The 14,709-nt window shown below is 63.7% G+C and carries 13 protein-coding genes and 1 pseudogene; 7 read left to right on the plus strand and 7 right to left on the minus strand.

Going from position 1 to position 14,709, the window contains the following annotated elements; all coding sequences use genetic code 11:
• The first annotated feature begins 509 nt into the window (after window positions 1–509).
• A complete protein-coding gene (copM, locus tag AU381_RS08185; protein ID WP_064241240.1) occupies window positions 510–875 on the plus strand; it encodes a CopM family metallochaperone in 366 nt (121 codons plus the stop codon).
• Window positions 876–910: 35 nt separating this feature from the next.
• On the opposite strand, the gene AU381_RS08190 is transcribed toward copM, so the two are convergent.
• Both AU381_RS08190 and AU381_RS08195 read right to left on the minus strand, forming a co-directional pair.
• The gene (locus AU381_RS08190; protein ID WP_156528560.1) at window positions 911–1,471 is read right to left on the minus strand and encodes a hypothetical protein; all 561 of its coding nucleotides are present in this window, start codon (window positions 1,469–1,471) and stop codon (window positions 911–913) included.
• A 103-nt stretch (window positions 1,472–1,574) separates the two neighbouring features.
• Window positions 1,575–2,231: a DNA-3-methyladenine glycosylase I gene (locus AU381_RS08195; RefSeq protein WP_064241242.1), complete on the minus strand. Its 657-nt coding sequence runs from the start codon at window positions 2,229–2,231 to the stop codon at window positions 1,575–1,577.
• 222 nt (window positions 2,232–2,453) lie between these two features.
• On the opposite strand from AU381_RS08195, the gene AU381_RS08200 reads away from it, so the two are divergent.
• Both AU381_RS08200 and AU381_RS08205 read left to right on the plus strand, forming a co-directional pair.
• A complete protein-coding gene (locus tag AU381_RS08200; RefSeq protein WP_064241243.1) occupies window positions 2,454–3,200 on the plus strand; it encodes a L,D-transpeptidase in 747 nt (248 codons plus the stop codon).
• A 191-nt stretch (window positions 3,201–3,391) separates the two neighbouring features.
• The gene (locus AU381_RS08205; RefSeq protein ID WP_064241244.1) at window positions 3,392–4,087 is read left to right on the plus strand and encodes a L,D-transpeptidase; all 696 of its coding nucleotides are present in this window, start codon (window positions 3,392–3,394) and stop codon (window positions 4,085–4,087) included.
• Between the two features lie 173 nt (window positions 4,088–4,260).
• Here AU381_RS08205 and glcF read toward each other — a convergent pair whose 3' ends face one another.
• The 4 genes and pseudogenes from glcF to AU381_RS08225 all read right to left on the minus strand — a co-directional run bounded on the left by glcF (window position 4,261) and on the right by AU381_RS08225 (window position 8,693).
• Window positions 4,261–5,556: a glycolate oxidase subunit GlcF gene (gene glcF, locus AU381_RS08210; RefSeq protein ID WP_064241245.1), complete on the minus strand. Its 1,296-nt coding sequence runs from the start codon at window positions 5,554–5,556 to the stop codon at window positions 4,261–4,263.
• 59 nt (window positions 5,557–5,615) lie between these two features.
• A pseudogene (locus AU381_RS08215) lies at window positions 5,616–5,997 on the minus strand (DUF4870 family protein).
• 51 nt (window positions 5,998–6,048) lie between these two features.
• Complete coding sequence (glcE, locus tag AU381_RS08220; RefSeq protein WP_082909717.1) at window positions 6,049–7,257, minus strand: glycolate oxidase subunit GlcE; 1,209 nt, start codon at window positions 7,255–7,257, stop codon at window positions 6,049–6,051.
• Complete coding sequence (locus AU381_RS08225; RefSeq protein ID WP_064241246.1) at window positions 7,254–8,693, minus strand: FAD-binding oxidoreductase; 1,440 nt, start codon at window positions 8,691–8,693, stop codon at window positions 7,254–7,256. The genes glcE and AU381_RS08225 overlap by 4 nt, the downstream gene beginning before the upstream one ends.
• A gap of 340 nt (window positions 8,694–9,033) precedes the next feature.
• Here AU381_RS08225 and AU381_RS08230 point away from each other — a divergent pair, with 340 nt between their 5' ends.
• Window positions 9,034–9,930: a LysR family transcriptional regulator gene (locus AU381_RS08230; RefSeq protein WP_064241247.1), complete on the plus strand. Its 897-nt coding sequence runs from the start codon at window positions 9,034–9,036 to the stop codon at window positions 9,928–9,930.
• 17 nt (window positions 9,931–9,947) lie between these two features.
• On the opposite strand, the gene AU381_RS08235 is transcribed toward AU381_RS08230, so the two are convergent.
• A complete protein-coding gene (locus AU381_RS08235; protein ID WP_064241248.1) occupies window positions 9,948–11,222 on the minus strand; it encodes a DUF3422 family protein in 1,275 nt (424 codons plus the stop codon).
• Window positions 11,223–11,431: 209 nt separating this feature from the next.
• Here AU381_RS08235 and AU381_RS08240 point away from each other — a divergent pair, with 209 nt between their 5' ends.
• The 3 genes from AU381_RS08240 to AU381_RS08250 all read left to right on the plus strand — a co-directional run bounded on the left by AU381_RS08240 (window position 11,432) and on the right by AU381_RS08250 (window position 14,700).
• Entirely contained in the window at window positions 11,432–12,223 is a 792-nt protein-coding gene (locus AU381_RS08240) for a FadR/GntR family transcriptional regulator (RefSeq protein ID WP_082909718.1), read from the plus strand.
• Window positions 12,224–12,578: 355 nt separating this feature from the next.
• Complete coding sequence (locus AU381_RS08245; RefSeq protein WP_082909719.1) at window positions 12,579–13,085, plus strand: NUDIX hydrolase; 507 nt, start codon at window positions 12,579–12,581, stop codon at window positions 13,083–13,085.
• A 112-nt stretch (window positions 13,086–13,197) separates the two neighbouring features.
• The gene (locus AU381_RS08250) at window positions 13,198–14,700 is read left to right on the plus strand and encodes an inorganic phosphate transporter (protein WP_064241251.1); all 1,503 of its coding nucleotides are present in this window, start codon (window positions 13,198–13,200) and stop codon (window positions 14,698–14,700) included.
• Window positions 14,701–14,709 lie beyond the last annotated feature (9 nt).

A 14,709-nucleotide genomic window follows, 5' to 3' on the forward strand; every position in this document is an offset into this window, starting at 1 on the left:
CTCGCATCGCCCCTTCTTATTCGGGACCGACTAGCCTATCTTCCCGCCATGCTGCGTTGGCTCGCCATCACCCTTCTGCTTCTGTCCGCCCCGCTTGGTGGAGCCCTTCCCGCCATTGCACAGGCGCGCGATGCTGCGGCAAAGACGGTGAGCGCACACCATCACCCGGTGACCTCCGATACCATGCACCACGCCTCCACGGATCCCGGCAGCCATTGTGCGCAGCAGGCTCGTTGTCCAAGCCCGGCAAAGTCAGACCATCCGGTGCTCTGCTCGGCCTGCGTCGCGATCCATGCAACGCCCCTTGGGCTCATGCGATCCGAGGGGCCTTCGACGCGGCTTTCACCACAGCGTCACGCGGCGCTCATCGACCAAGCTCCAAAGCCACTGTCTCCCCCGCCCAAATACAGCCTTTCCATCTAGCAACGGATTTTCCCGGCGAGCGCGAAGACGCTCCGTCGCGGTCGCTCCGACCTCATGAACTCAGATTGAATGGAAAGGTACTTATTATGTCCTTGAAAAGGATCATAATTGCTTTGATGCTTGCCGCATCGTTCGGCATTCCCGCCGGCGCCCAGGAAGGCGGCCACCAAGCCATGCATACGTCGGCGGCCGAGCCGGCCCCGTCCAGCAAGGCCTTCGCCGAGGCGAACGCCAAGATGCACAAGGACATGGATATCGACTTTACCGGCAATGCCGACATCGACTTCCTGCGCGGCATGATCGCCCACCACCAGGGCGCGATCGACATGGCGAAGGTCGAACTCGAGCACGGCAAGGATGCGAAGCTGCGCAAGCTGGCGGAAGACATCATCAAGGCCCAGGAGGCCGAGATCACGATGATGAAGGAATGGCTCGCCAAAAACGGCGAGTGATGATGAAGCCCGCTGCGCCGACTGCGCGGCGGGCTTCAGTTCGAAGTCGCGGACGGTCGCAGCAGATGCGCCAATTCCGGTGGAATCTCGTCGCCCCTCTCGGCGAGCTTTTGCGCATACTTGCGCATTTCCGCGGGCGCAAAGGCGACAAGATTAGCCACATGTGGGTTTGCTTTCAAATTGATGGCTGTAGTGCGCCCTGTCTTGCGCGGCATGATGTTAAGCAGATGTCTCTTGCCTTTTGTCACATAAACATACTTGACCCTGACGTCTCCCAGCTCGAATTCATATCTATACACGTTAAACATGTGGCAGCCAGTTTCGACGAGCTTTCCGTGCTGAACGAACATCAGATCCCGATCGCGAGACAGTGCTGGCACAATCGCGATGAGCGCGACCGCTCCGACGAAAAAAAGATGATGCACAGTGTTGCGCGCCGCTCTCCGGGAGTAGGTGCGGGCAGGGCATTGGCAGGTTTCACCCACGCCTCGACGCGCAGGCGCAGAAATACCGCACTTGCCAGCAGTGCGGCGACCGCGAGTGCAGCCAGATAGACCCGCCCAGGCCGAGCCGCACAGGACCAGTCCGACCACCACGAACCGGCATCAAGAATAAGCATAGTCTTTCTGCCCCGGTGATCCGATAAGACGCACTACAATCAAAAGCCGAATTGAATCCGTCTGCAACCGAAAGATTGCGTCAGCGTGTGGCTCCGGCGGGCGCTCGCAGGGGCCTGACCAGTTTCCGCCGCATCTCCTCCACCCGCGCGCGACAATGGCAGCCTTCCAGGTGATCGTTGACGAGCCCCATGGCCTGCATGAAGGCATAGACGGTTGTCGGACCGACGAAGGTCCAGCCGCGCTTCTTCAGGTCCTTCGAAATCCGGACCGATGCCGGCGTCGTCGGATTGGCGATCAGCGTTGCGTGGTCGACGATCTTCGGGCGCTCGCTTCCGTCCGGCTCGTGCGCCCAGAAATAGGCGGCGAGCGAGCCGAACTCCGAACGCAATTGCTTGGCCCGCCGCGCATTGTTGATGGTCGAGACGATCTTGCCGCGGTGGCGGACGATGCCGGGATCAGCCAGGCAGCGCTCGATATCGGCGTCGCCGAATTCCGCAACCACATCAAAATCGAAGCCGGCGAATGCGGAGCGAAACCCCTCGCGCTTCCTCAGGATCGTCAGCCAGGAGAGGCCCGACTGGAAGCCCTCAAGGCAGATCTTCTCGAACAGCCGGCGATCGTCTGTCACCGGCCGGCCCCATTCCTCATCGTGGTAGCGGCGGTAGTCTTCGAGATTGCCGTGCCAGGCGCAACGCTGCAGCCCATCATCGCCCGTAATCAGGCCCCTTGCCGCCATGCCGACTTCTCCCGTTGTTTCCTCTTTGTTCCATTTACCATTTGCAAACCAGATTCATAAAGCGGGGAATAACCCTACTCAAAGCTTTATCCACATCGCGGCACTCTAGCGAACCGGCGTTTACCATTCGGTGGCGGAGGAGTGCGAGCATCGCGCCATCCAAGGTGCAGCCGCCGCGCTGCCCCAAGAAGTCTATTCGGCGTAAGGTAGCGAGTCGGTCCGATGATGAAGAAATTCCTTTTGCTTGCCACGTGCCTTGTCTGCACCCTCCCCGTCGGCGCCGGCGCGCAGGATCGATACCAGAACCGGCCGCCGGTCATCGTCAGCCCGGATCTCACCGCTCCCTGGGTGATGCAGTTGACCGGCGAAGGGGTGCGTCCGGCCGTCTATCGGCCGCAGGCACCCGCCGCCACCCGAAAACAGGTGAAGCGCAGCCAGATCAAGCGCCAGCTGGAAACGGCGGCCGTGCAGCCTGACGCCGGCCGCGCGCAAAGAGCGGTGAAGTCGCAGTTCGACCCGCAATTCCTGCCGCAGATGGTGGGCTACGAGACGACCGAGAAGGCCGGGACTATCGTGATCGACACCAACAATCGCTTCCTCTATCTCGTGACCGGCGACGGACAAGCGCGCCGTTACGGCGTCGGCGTCGGCAAGCCGGGCTTCGAGTGGGCGGGCGAGCACAGGATCACGCGGAAAGCGGAGTGGCCAACCTGGACGCCGCCCGAGGAGATGATCGCGCGCGAAGCGGCCAAGGGTCACTATCTACCGGCCCGCATGGACGGCGGTCCGCAGAACCCGCTCGGCGCCCGGGCCATGTATCTCGGCTCCACGCTCTATCGCATCCATGGCACCAATGCGCCCTGGTCGATCGGCTATGGCGTTTCGTCCGGCTGCATCCGCATGCGCAACGAGGATGTCGTCGATCTTTACGAGCGCGTCAAAGTCGGCACCAAGGTTATCGTGATATAGCGGCAGCCGCCCATAGAATACTTTCGAGGCACACCGTTTATTGCTTGCGCCTTATCGTGATCTAAAAGCAACAGCCGTTCCCTGCGATACAAGTTCCGGCCCTCGCCTTGTTCTATAGGATGTATTGCGGGCTTGCGCTTGCGTCCAATTCGCATAGCTTGCCCGCAACGAGGGTTCAGAGGGAATCATAGATGAGACTTCATGCCACCAGGCTGGCGGCGCTCACCGTCGCGGCCGCTGCCTTTCTTGCTGCCGCAAACGCGTCCGCCTTCACCCCGGCCGACATTGCCGGCGCTCAGGCCAAGCGATCCGATGTCGTCCTGGCTGCCCAGCCGAAAAAGCCGCCGCAGAAATACTGGCGCACCAAGGTACGCTTCCGCACGGACGAGGCGCCCGGCACGGTGATCGTCGATACCAACAACAAATATCTCTACTACATCGACGGCCCGAACCGCGCGACGCGCTACGGCATCGGCGTCGGCCGCGAGGGCTTCGGCTGGTCCGGCGTCGTCAAGGTGGGCCGCAAGGCCGAGTGGCCGGCCTGGACGCCGCCGGCGGAGATGCGCCAGCGCGAAGCAGCGAAGGGCCGTATCCTGCCGATCACCCAGGAAGGCGGCGTCGACAACCCGCTCGGCGCCCGCGCCCTCTACCTCTACAAGGGCGGCCGCGACACGATCTTCCGCATCCACGGGACGAACCAGCCCTGGACCATCGGCCAGAACATGTCGTCCGGCTGCATCCGGATGATGAACGAGGACGTCGAGCACCTCTACGACCGGGCGCCGGTCGGCACCAAGGTCATCGTCATCGGCCCGGGCAACAAGCAGGGCGACGTCAGCTACGACGACCGCGGCGTCGATATCTTCCGCCAGATTTTTGGTGGCTGACGAGTAGGGAAGCGTTTGCCCCTCTCCTCGGGTTTAACCCGAGGACTCGCCCTCTCCCCGCACGCGGGGAGAGGGGACTTGGAGCTTGCGGCTAGCCCCTTCTCCCCGTATGACGGGGAGAAGGTCGCGGCAGCGGGATGAGGGGCGGCCCCTTCCCTCGTCTCACTCTCCACTCACAGCCCCGCCGGCTTCGGACCCCCATAGGCCCAGTCGAGAAGTTCGACCGTGTGCAGGATCGGGATCGCCGTTCCGCTGGCGATCTGCGTGATGCAGCCGATATTGCCGGTCGCGATCACATTCGGCTTGGTTGCTTCGATGTTCCGCACCTTGCGGTCCTTGAGCTTCGCCGAGATCTCCGGCTGCAGGATGCTGTAGGTGCCGGCCGAGCCGCAACAGAGATGGCCTTCCGCCGGTTCGCGAACCGCAAAGCCTGCGCGCTTCAGAAGCTGCTTCGGCGCGAGCGTGATCTTCTGTCCGTGCTGCATCGAGCAGGCAGAGTGATAGGCCACCGTCAGGCCGCGCGGGACCCGCTCGGGCAGGTCCAGTCCCGCCAGATACTCGGTTATGTCCTTTGCAAGTGCAGACACCTTGGCCGCCTTCTCCGCGTAGGCCGGATCCAGCCGCAGCATGTGCCCATAATCCTTGATCATCGTGCCGCAGCCGGATGCGGTAATGACGATCGCGTCGAGCCCATCCTCCTCGGCAGCCTTCAGCCAGATATCGATATTGCGGCGGGCGGCATCCAGCGCCTGCTCCTCTCGCCCCATGTGATGGACCAGGGCGCCGCAGCAGCCCTCGCCCGCGGACACGACGACTTCAATGCCCTGCCCGGTGAGCAGCCGGATGGTCGCCTCGTTGATCTCCGGCCTCAATACCGGCTGGGCGCATCCGGTAAGCAGCGCGACACGGCCGCGCGGCGTTCCCTTGGCGGCGTAAACGGCTGCCCTCGCCCCGTCCGACGCCGTGGGCACCGCGCGGGGTGCTAGGTCGAGCATGACGCCGAAGGTCCTGAGCCAGGGAACCCGCTTCAGCAGGCCCGCCAAGGGTCGTGCAAGCCTCGCCGCCCGGAGCGCCAGCCTGAAGCGCGAAGGATAAGGCAAGGTCGCGGCAATGACGGAGCGGGCAAAACGGTCCTTGAGCGGTCGCTTGTACGTCTTCTCGATGTGGACACGGGCATGATCGACCAGGTGCATATAATCGACGCCCGACGGGCAGGTGGTCATGCAGGAAAGGCAGGAGAGGCAGCGATCGATATGGGTGACGGTCTCGGCATCGGCCGCCCGCCCGTTCTCGAGCATATCCTTGATGAGATAGATCCGCCCGCGCGGACTGTCGAGTTCGTCGCCAAGCAGCACATAGGTCGGACAGGTGGCGGTGCAGAAGCCGCAATGGACGCATTTGCGCAGGATCTTTTCAGATTCGGCGACATGCGGGTCGGCAAGTTGCTCTGGGGAGAAATTTGTCTGCAACCGGGTACTCCACTCTCAATTCACGGCGGCGGTTCTCGCGGCGGCCAGGCCGCGACGCGCTAGACCAGCCAGCTTTCGGGATCGGTGATCGGCTCCTCGCGGGCCGCCTTCTGAAGCCCGATGACGCAGTGCACGACGATCCAGACCGCCGTCGCGACGAACCCGAGCACGCCGATAAGCAATACGGACAGAAGCGCCGAGATGACGGCGAACAGCAGGGCCATCCAGAAGGTGCGGATCGCCCAGATATAGTGCGTCCTCGCCCAGCCGCCATCCTTGTCCCCGGTTGAGATAGGCAAGCACGATGCCGACGAGCGGGGTGATCGCTACGGCGAAACCGACCAGATAAAGCAGGTAGATGATCTGGATGTTGACCTTGCCCGGCTCCAACCAGCGATCGGTGTCACGAGAAAGCGGCGTCTGCGGACCCGGATCACTCATCGAATTCTCCTTTCGCGTCTCGGCTCGGCTTGCGGCGGCGCCCGCCTCCGATCAGGCGGCGGCCAACCGGCCCGGGTTGAAGATCCGCGCCGGATCGAACGAGGCACGCACGCGTTCGCTGAGTTGCGCCACGGCCGCAGCCTGCGGTTCGAAGGCCGGTATCCGGGCGTGCGCTTCGCCGTCGGCGCGGACAAGCGTCGCATGACCCCCGCCTAGCGCGCGCACGTACCGGCGTACGAGTTCAGCCTCGGACTCAGCTTCCATTCGCAGCCAGACAAGTCCGCCCTGCCAATCGTAGAATGCATCGACACCCGCCTGAAGACGCAGCGCGGCAACGAGCTGGTGCCCCGCGGACGGGGCGACCGAGACACGCCAGAGCGGCCTCGCGGTGCCGTCGGCATAAGGCTTAACGTTGCGGATCTCGGCCCAGAGCATCTTCGTCTGCCCGGCGTCCAGTTGCGAGCCGGGGCCGAAGCGCGACAGCGCCGCAACGAGCTTTTCGGCGCGCATCGCCACCGACTCCGGCACGCCCTCGAGCCTGAGCACCGTTGCCGCCCCCGCGGGCAGCGCGCCATCGATGAAGCGGCCTCGCACGCTTTCCGGCAGATGCGCAGCACCCGAGACCTCCACCGGCTGGGCCATCGCCTCGGCCATGACCGCGGCGGCCTCGGCATCGTTGAGACCAGAAATGACGACGGTCGCGGCGGCCGGCGGGATCGGCAGGACCTTGAATGTTACTTCCGTCAGAATTCCGAGCGTCCCGTAGGAGCCCGCCATCAGCTTTACGAGATCGAGCCCGGTGACGTTTTTCATGACGCGGCCGCCGGCCTTGATCAGTTCGCCTCGGCCATTGACGAAACGCACGCCGAGCAGGCTGTCGCGGGCGGCTCCGGCAACATAGCGGCGAGGCCCGGAGACATTGGCCGCGAAGACCCCGCCGATCGTCGGCTCGCCCGCCGTTCCGAAGATCGGGCGATGGTCCATCGGTTCGAAGGACAGCATCTGGCCATTGGCCGCGAGCGCTGCCTCGATCTCGGCAAGCGGCGTTCCGGCAAGCGCGCTCATGGTCATCTCCGCCGGATTGTGGGTGACGATGCCGGAAAGACGCCGCGTCGAAAGCGTCCGGTCGGCCCGCACGGGATTGCCGAGCCCCGAGCGCGTCCCGCCGCCGACGATGGCAAGCGTGACGCGCTCGGCGGCTGCGGAGCGCACCACGGAGGCGATCCCCTCCTCGCTTGCCGGTTCGAAATGGACGATCATGCCGCAGGCCGTCCTTCGAGCGGAAATACTTTCGAGGGATTCAGAAGCCATTGCGGATCGAAGGCCGCGCGCACCGCCATCTGCTGATCGAGATCGTTCTTACTGTACTGATGCCGCATCAGGTCGCGCTTCTCGATGCCGACCCCGTGCTCGCCCGTCAGGCAACCACCCGCATCGACGCAGAGCTTCAGGATGTCGTTGCCGGCCGCCTCCGCGCGGGCAGCGTCCTTCGGATCGTTGATGTTGTAGAGGATGAGCGGATGCATGTTACCGTCTCCGGCATGGAAGACATTGGCGACGCGCAGCCCGTAGCTCGCGACGATCTCGCCGGTCCGGCGCAGTACATGGGAGAGTTGGCTGAGCGGGACCGTGCCGTCCATGCAGATATAGTCCGCGACCCGGCCCGTGGCGCCGAAGGCGGATTTCCGGCCCTTCCAGATCAGAGCCGCCTCGAGCGCCGATTGCGACTCCTTGACCGTTATGACGCCATGGCGCCGGGCGATCTCGATGATGCCGCGGAGCATCGCCTCCATCTCCGCCTCGGACCCTTCGACCTCGACGATCAGCAGGGCCTCGACGTCGAGCGGATAGCCGGCATGGGCGAAGGCCTCGCAGATCTCGATCGCCGGCCTGTCCATGAATTCGATCGCCACCGGGATGATGCCCGATCCGATGATATCGGCGACGCAGGAACCGGCCGCCTCCGACGAGGCGAAGCCGAAGAGGACGGGACGCGCCCCCTCGGGCTTGGCGATCAGCCGCACCGTCGCCTCGGTGACGATGCCGAGCTGGCCCTCCGAGCCGCAGACGAGGCCGAGCAGATCGTAGCCTGCCGCATCGAGCCCCTTGCCGCCGAGTTCGATCACCGTGCCGTCGAAGAGCACCATCTTGACGCCCAACAGGTTGTTGGTCGTCACCCCGTATTTCAGGCAATGGGCGCCGCCGGAATTCATGCCGATATTGCCGCCGATCGTGCAGGCGAGCTGCGAACTCGGATCGGGCGCATAGAAGAACCCTTCGGCGCTTACCGCCTCGGAAATGTTGAGGTTGGTGACGCCCGCCTCTACCGTCGCCGTCCGGTTGAAGAGGTCGACGTCGAGAATGCGCGACATCTTCGAGAGGCCGACGACGATCGCGTCCTCCTGCGGGATAGCGCCCCCGGAGAGCGAGGTGCCAGCCCCACGCGGCACGACCGGGATCCCGTAGCGGCTGCAATACTTGAGAACGGCGGAGACCTGGTCGGTCGTTTCCGGCAGGACGACGGCCAGCGGCAGGCGGCGATAGGCAAGAAACGCATCCGTCTCGAAGGGCTTCAGCCCCCGCTCGTCGCTGATCAGGCAGCCTTCCGGCAAGAGCTCGGCGAGGTCCGCGATGATTTCCCGCCGGCGGTCGAGGACGGCCTGCCTGGGCTTCAGGAACCCGATCGTCTCCGGCATGAACTCCTCCAACCAACGCGCCACCAAGTGGTATGTTTTATTTACCACCAGAGTGGCAAGAGGGGAAGCACGGGCGGTTCCCGCCTGTTCTCCGCGTCTCAACCTCTTACTGCATGTTTCCTTAAATCGTAGCCGATTTAAGGATAAAAACATGCAGTAATTCAAGGTGCTACAGCGTCCTTTGTGCGTCTGATAAGACGCACGGCGCTGTAGAATCGATCACGTTTATGACTCGGAATCTTAGAGCATCTTGTCCGCTTTGTGAAAGCGGAATGCTCTATGAGGGGCATTCAGCAACTGCTAATCGTCTCTTCGTTTTTGGTAACAACGGCCGGAATTGATGACGAATCTTGGCGATCTCGAAGTGTTCGCGCGCGTGGTTTCCACCGGCAGCATGTCCGCGGCCGCACGCGCACTCGGCCTCTCCGCGGCGGTGATCTCCAAGCGCGTCAAGCGGCTCGAGGAGAGGCTCGGCACGCGCCTCCTGCAGCGCACGACGCGACAGGTCTCACTGACGGAAGCCGGCCAGGGCTTCTATGACCGCGTCCTCGGTGTCCTCGCCGGGATTGAGGAGGCGGAGGCCTATACTTCGGGCCGTTCGTCGCAGGCTCAGGGGACGCTGCGCATCACGGCGCCCACCTCGTTCGGACGCATGCATATAGCGCCGCATCTGACCGGCTTCATGAAGGACCATCCGGACCTGAAGCTCCATATCGTGCTGAGCGACGAGTTCAGCGACATCGTTGCCGACGGCTTCGACCTCGCCATTCGGATCGGCGAACTCAGTGATTCGAGCCTCGTCGCCCGCAAGCTCGCGCCGGTCCGTCGCCTTCTCTGCGCGGCACCGGCCTACATCGCCCGGCACGGCGCGCCCAAGGAGATCGGCGACCTTGCCCAGCATATCTGCCTGCCGGCGCATAACAACGAGAGCTGGAAGCTGGAGGGCCCGGGCGGTTCGCTCGCCTACCGTCCGGAGGGACCGCTCGTCACCAATTCGTCGGAGATCATCCGCGAAGCGGTGATCGCCGGAGTGGGCATCGCGCTCCGCTCGACCTGGGACGTCAGCACGGAACTGCGCGACGGGCGGCTGTTGCAGATCCTGCCCGAATGGGAAGGATCGCACAAGCTGACGCTCTCGGCCGTGTATCCGAGCCGGCAGTTTCTGCCCGCCAAAGTGCGGCTGTTCGTCGATTACCTCACCGCCCTCTATGGCCCCGTTCCCTACTGGGAACAGTAATCCGGCAAATAGCGCCGCTATTTGTGGGCGCTTTCCTCGTGGTGGCGGCGAATGCGGCGGACCACCAGCCAGACGCCGAGAACCGCGACAGGCACGGCAAGGCCGGTCAGTACACCGGGGTCGACCGGGATCTCGTGGCTTACCGCCTTGGCGAGATAGCCGAACAACCCGACGACATAATAAGAGATCGCCGCAACCGAGAGGCCCTCGACGGTCTGCTGGAGGCGAAGCTGCAGTTTCGCCCGGCGGTCCATCGAGTTGAGCAGCGCGCTGTTCTGCCGTTCCAGTTCGACATCGATCCAGCTTCTCAGCAGCGCCGTTGCGCGGGCGAGCTTGCGCGACAGATTGGCCTGCCGTTCCTCGACCGACTGGCAGGTGCGCATCGCCGGCGCCAGTCGGCGTTCGAGGAAGGTGCCTATCGTCTCATAGCCGGGCACCGGCATTTCGGAGAGCGTGCGGATGCGTTCCTGGACGATACCGTAATAGGCGCGGCTTGCGCCGAAGCGATAGAGGCTGAGCGCAGCACCGGCTTCGAGGTCGGCGGCAAGCCGGGTGATCTCCGCCAGCATCTCGTCCGCTTCCTCGCGGACGTTCTCCTTCATCCGTTGGGTGACGCCAGTCAGGCCATCCTCGGTCCGGCGGATTTCCGGCGACAGCGACTGCGCCAGCGGCAGTCCGAGCATGGCAAGGGTGCGGTAGGTCTCGATGTCGAGCAGGCGCTGGATGAGAGCCCCCGTGCCCGCCTCCGTCAGGCCCCGGTCGAGGATGAGGATCTGGGTGAGACCATCGCCGTTCTGCCGGAAGTCGGTCAGCAGTACCGCCTGGCCGTTCTTTGTCTCGCTGTAACAAAGGCTTGTCGGATCGAAGGCCTTGATCGCCTCGCGTGCTTCCGGCGTATCCGGACGGATTTCCAGGCGAATCCCGGAAATCAGCAGGCCCGGCGGAGAGAAACCGTCGCCGAAAGGATGGATCGGCACCTCGCCGCCGAAGCGTTCCGGCGCCGGCGCGTCCCAGAAATAGGTGGAGAACTCGGTGTGGCGCTCCCAGCGCAACGTCCCCTGCCCCCAGGCCATGGCGTGGTGGTTGGCATCGCGACCGGGCGGCGCGATGCCGCGCGAGCGCGACAGTTCCGAGAGCACGGCATGGTCGACGATGGAGCCGCCTTCGGTGATGAAGGCGAGCTGAAAAATGACGCGCGGCGTCGACACCAGCGCATAGGGTCGAGAATGAACTTCGCCGAGCACCTGGGCGCGCAAGGGCGCCGCCGGAAATCCAAAGCTTGCCTTCGCCATGAAGCGTTTCATCCCCCTCACGCGTTCATCACCTTTTTCTTATCAACCGGGGGCGCAAAGAGAACAGGACGCATTGACGCAGCTTGACTTTTAGCAGCCGCATCTCGGCAAGTGGACAATCGATTTGACCACTTCATGGGGCCTGCTAGATTGCCGCCGATGGCGTGAGCGGGAAGAAACAAGCATTTCCGTATCCCGGGAGATTTGCCGTGACCGAAGACCAGAGCGACCTCTACGCGCGCATCAGCCACAGCCGCACCGCGGACGAGGTCGTTCAGCAGATCGAACTCCTGATTCTGGAGGGCGTGCTGCGTGATGGGGATAGGTTGCCGGGCGAGCGGGATCTGTCGAAGAGGTTGGACGTGTCGCGGCCGATCCTGCGCGAGGCGCTCAAGGAACTGGAAACGCGCGGGCTGCTCGAAAGCCGCCACGGAGGCGGCACCTTTGTCGCCGACGTCGTCGGCCAGATCTTCTCGAAACCGCTGATCGAGCTCATCGGCCGTCACCACAAGGCAACGCAGGATTATCTTGAATACCGGCGCGAACTGGAGGGACTGACGGCGGAACTTGCCGCGACGCGTGCCACGGACTTTGACCGCGACCTTCTTACCCGCGTCATCGAGCGGATGCGCGGGGCACATGCCAGCGGCAATTTCGACGACGAGCTCGAAGCAGACGTCGAGCTGCACAACGCGATCGGCGAAAGCGCGCACAACATCATCCTGCTGCACACGCTGAGGGCCTGCTATCGGCTCCTGACCCAGGGCATCTTCTTTCATCGCAGCTCGGTCTTCGGCGCACCGGGCGCGCGCGACCGGCTGCTTGCCCAGCACGAGGCGATCTACGCCGCCATCATGGCGCGCGACCCCGGGGCCGCCAAGGCTGCCGCACAAGACCATATCGACTTCGTCGCCGCCGCGGCGCGCGATGCGGAGCGCAGCGGCGAGTGGGCCCGCATCGCGCGACTGCGCCTGCAACAACGTGACCGCGCCGGCTCCTAAAGCGCGTCGCGATCAAACGGGTTCACGCGACGCGCTTTAGGTCTTTGTCTTTATCCATGTCGTTGTTCCAAAGCGCTGCACACTTCTGGGCGACATGCATCAGGCGCAAGGCCGGCTTTTCCAGGTGGTGCGCCGCTCGAGGTTTCCAATGTGAAGTGAATGCGACCCGCAATGCCGTTTTCTGGCAAGCGGCGCGCGGAAGCATTACATGTATTCGCAACGGCGTTCCGCTCACGGAACCGCAACGCACTTTATCGGTTATTGATCGGCGGGCGTCATTTACACGCAAGTCAGGCGCGCCATAATTTTCGAATGTCTGGTTTTGAATGTGATTCGCAAAGGAGTATCGGTTCCCTTGAACCTCTTGCACCGTCTAGCTTCTGATGTGCATCTGATGCTGCGTCGACCGGCGCGCATGCAATATGCCGCGCTGTGCTACCGCATCCGCAAGAAGACGAGGTCTCCGGAAATTCTCCTGCTCACCAGTCGCGATACGGGCCGCTGGGTCATCCCCAAGGGATGGCCGATGCAGGGAAAGTGGGCGCACGAAGTCGCCGAGCGTGAGGCCTATGAAGAGGCTGGGGTCAAGGGGAAGGCGCAGAAGGCCGCGATCGGCTCCTATGTCTACCAGAAACGCATGGACCACGGGCTGAAGATTCCCTGCAAGGTCCAGGTCCACGCCCTCGAAGTCGGCAATCTCTGCAAGAATTTCCCCGAGAAGGGCGAGCGGAAGCTCGAGTGGGTCGACTACGAGGAGGCTGCCAGGCGCGTCGCCGAGCCTTCGCTGAGGGAGCTAATCCTGGGCTTCGGCAAGCGAATGGCCGCCGCCCTGCCGCCGGAGCCCGAGACGTCCGAGGACTGACGGTCCAGCGGCCAGCCCATCCGTCGCGCCTTCCCCGTGCCAATTTTTCCGACACTGCTTGAATGCGCCGTCGCGGACCGCTACTGGCGAATATGACAATGGAGAAATATTTGTGGCCAGGCCGCGCCTCGAAAAGCTGACGCTCGACAAGGATCTAGACAAGGTCAGCCTTGCCGAGGAGGCGTCGCAATACGTCATGCGCGGGCTTGCCGCCCCCGGCCTCGGCCTGCTCTTCCTGATCCTCAGCATGGCATTCGCCGCCAGTTATTTCACAGGCGCGTCCGGCACGGCGATTGTCGTGGCCGGGGCCGCAGTCGCCGCCTACATGGCGATGAACATCGGCGCCAACGACGTCACCAACAATGTCGGAGCCGCGGTCGGCGCGAAGGCCATGACGATGGCGACGGCTCTCTGCATTGCCGCCGTCTTTGAGATTGCCGGAGCCGTGATCGCCGGGCGTAAGGTCACGCTCACCATCGAGGCTGGCATCGTTGACGGCGCACGATTACTCGGGCCAGAGGTGCTGGTCTGGGTGATGATGGCCGCGCTGCTTTCGTCAGCGATATGGATCAATATCGCCACCTATTCGCGCGCGCCTGTCTCGACCACCCACTCGATCGTCGGTGGCATCATCGGCGCCGGCCTGGCAGCCGAGGGCTTCGCCAGCGTCAAATGGTGGGCAATCGCCGGGATCACCGCGAGCTGGTCGGTCTCACCCCTGCTCGGCGGCGCCATTGCCGCCCTCTTCCTGGCATTCCTCAAGGAATTCGTCATCTACCGCGACGACAAGATCCAGGCGGCACGGTATTGGATGCCGATCGTGCTCGGCGTCACGGCGGGCTCGTTCACGACCTATGTGGCCGTCTTCGGCCTTGTCCGTCTGCAAATAGCTTCGCTCTGGACCGGCCTGCCTATCGGCATCTTCGCCGGCACTGCATGTTACGTGCTGTGCAGGCCGTGGATTCATCGCCAATCCGAGGGACTCGAAAACCGCAACCAGTCGCTTCGCAAGCTGTTCCGCTTGCCGCTGATCTTCTCCGCCGCGCTGCTCTCCTTCGCGCACGGCGCCAATGACGTATCGAACGCCATCGGGCCCCTGTCGGCGATCGTCTCGGCGGTCGGCGGCGTGATTTCGACGGCGCGGTCGGAAGCGCCCTTCTGGGTGCTGCTTATCGGCGCCTTCGGCATATCGTTGGGTCTGCTTCTCTATGGGCCGATCCTGATCCGCGTCGTCGGCGAGGAGATCACCCGCCTCAATCCGATGCGCGCCTTCTGTGTGGCGCTGGCGACTGCGGTCACCGTGCTCCTCGCGTCGGCCTTGGGCCTGCCGATCAGTTCCACGCATACGGCGGTCGGCGCAGTTTTCGGCGTGGGCTTCTTCCGCGAATGGTACACGCAGCATTCGCGGCGCCGGCTGGAGTATGTCCGGCGCCGCACCGGGCAATCGGGCTTCATGGGCGAGGCCATCGAAACGAATTTCGCGGAAGTGCGCCGCCGCAGGCTGGTGCGCCGCTCCTACTTCCTGACGATCGTCGCCGCCTGGGTGATCACGCTTCCGGCCTCCGCACTGCTCTCGGCGCTCGTCTATCGCCTCCTCGCCGGCCTGTTTCTGTGAAGGTACCGA

It is taken from the genome of Sinorhizobium glycinis (assembly GCF_001651865.1).
Taxonomy (GTDB): Bacteria; Pseudomonadota; Alphaproteobacteria; order Rhizobiales; family Rhizobiaceae; genus Sinorhizobium; species Sinorhizobium glycinis.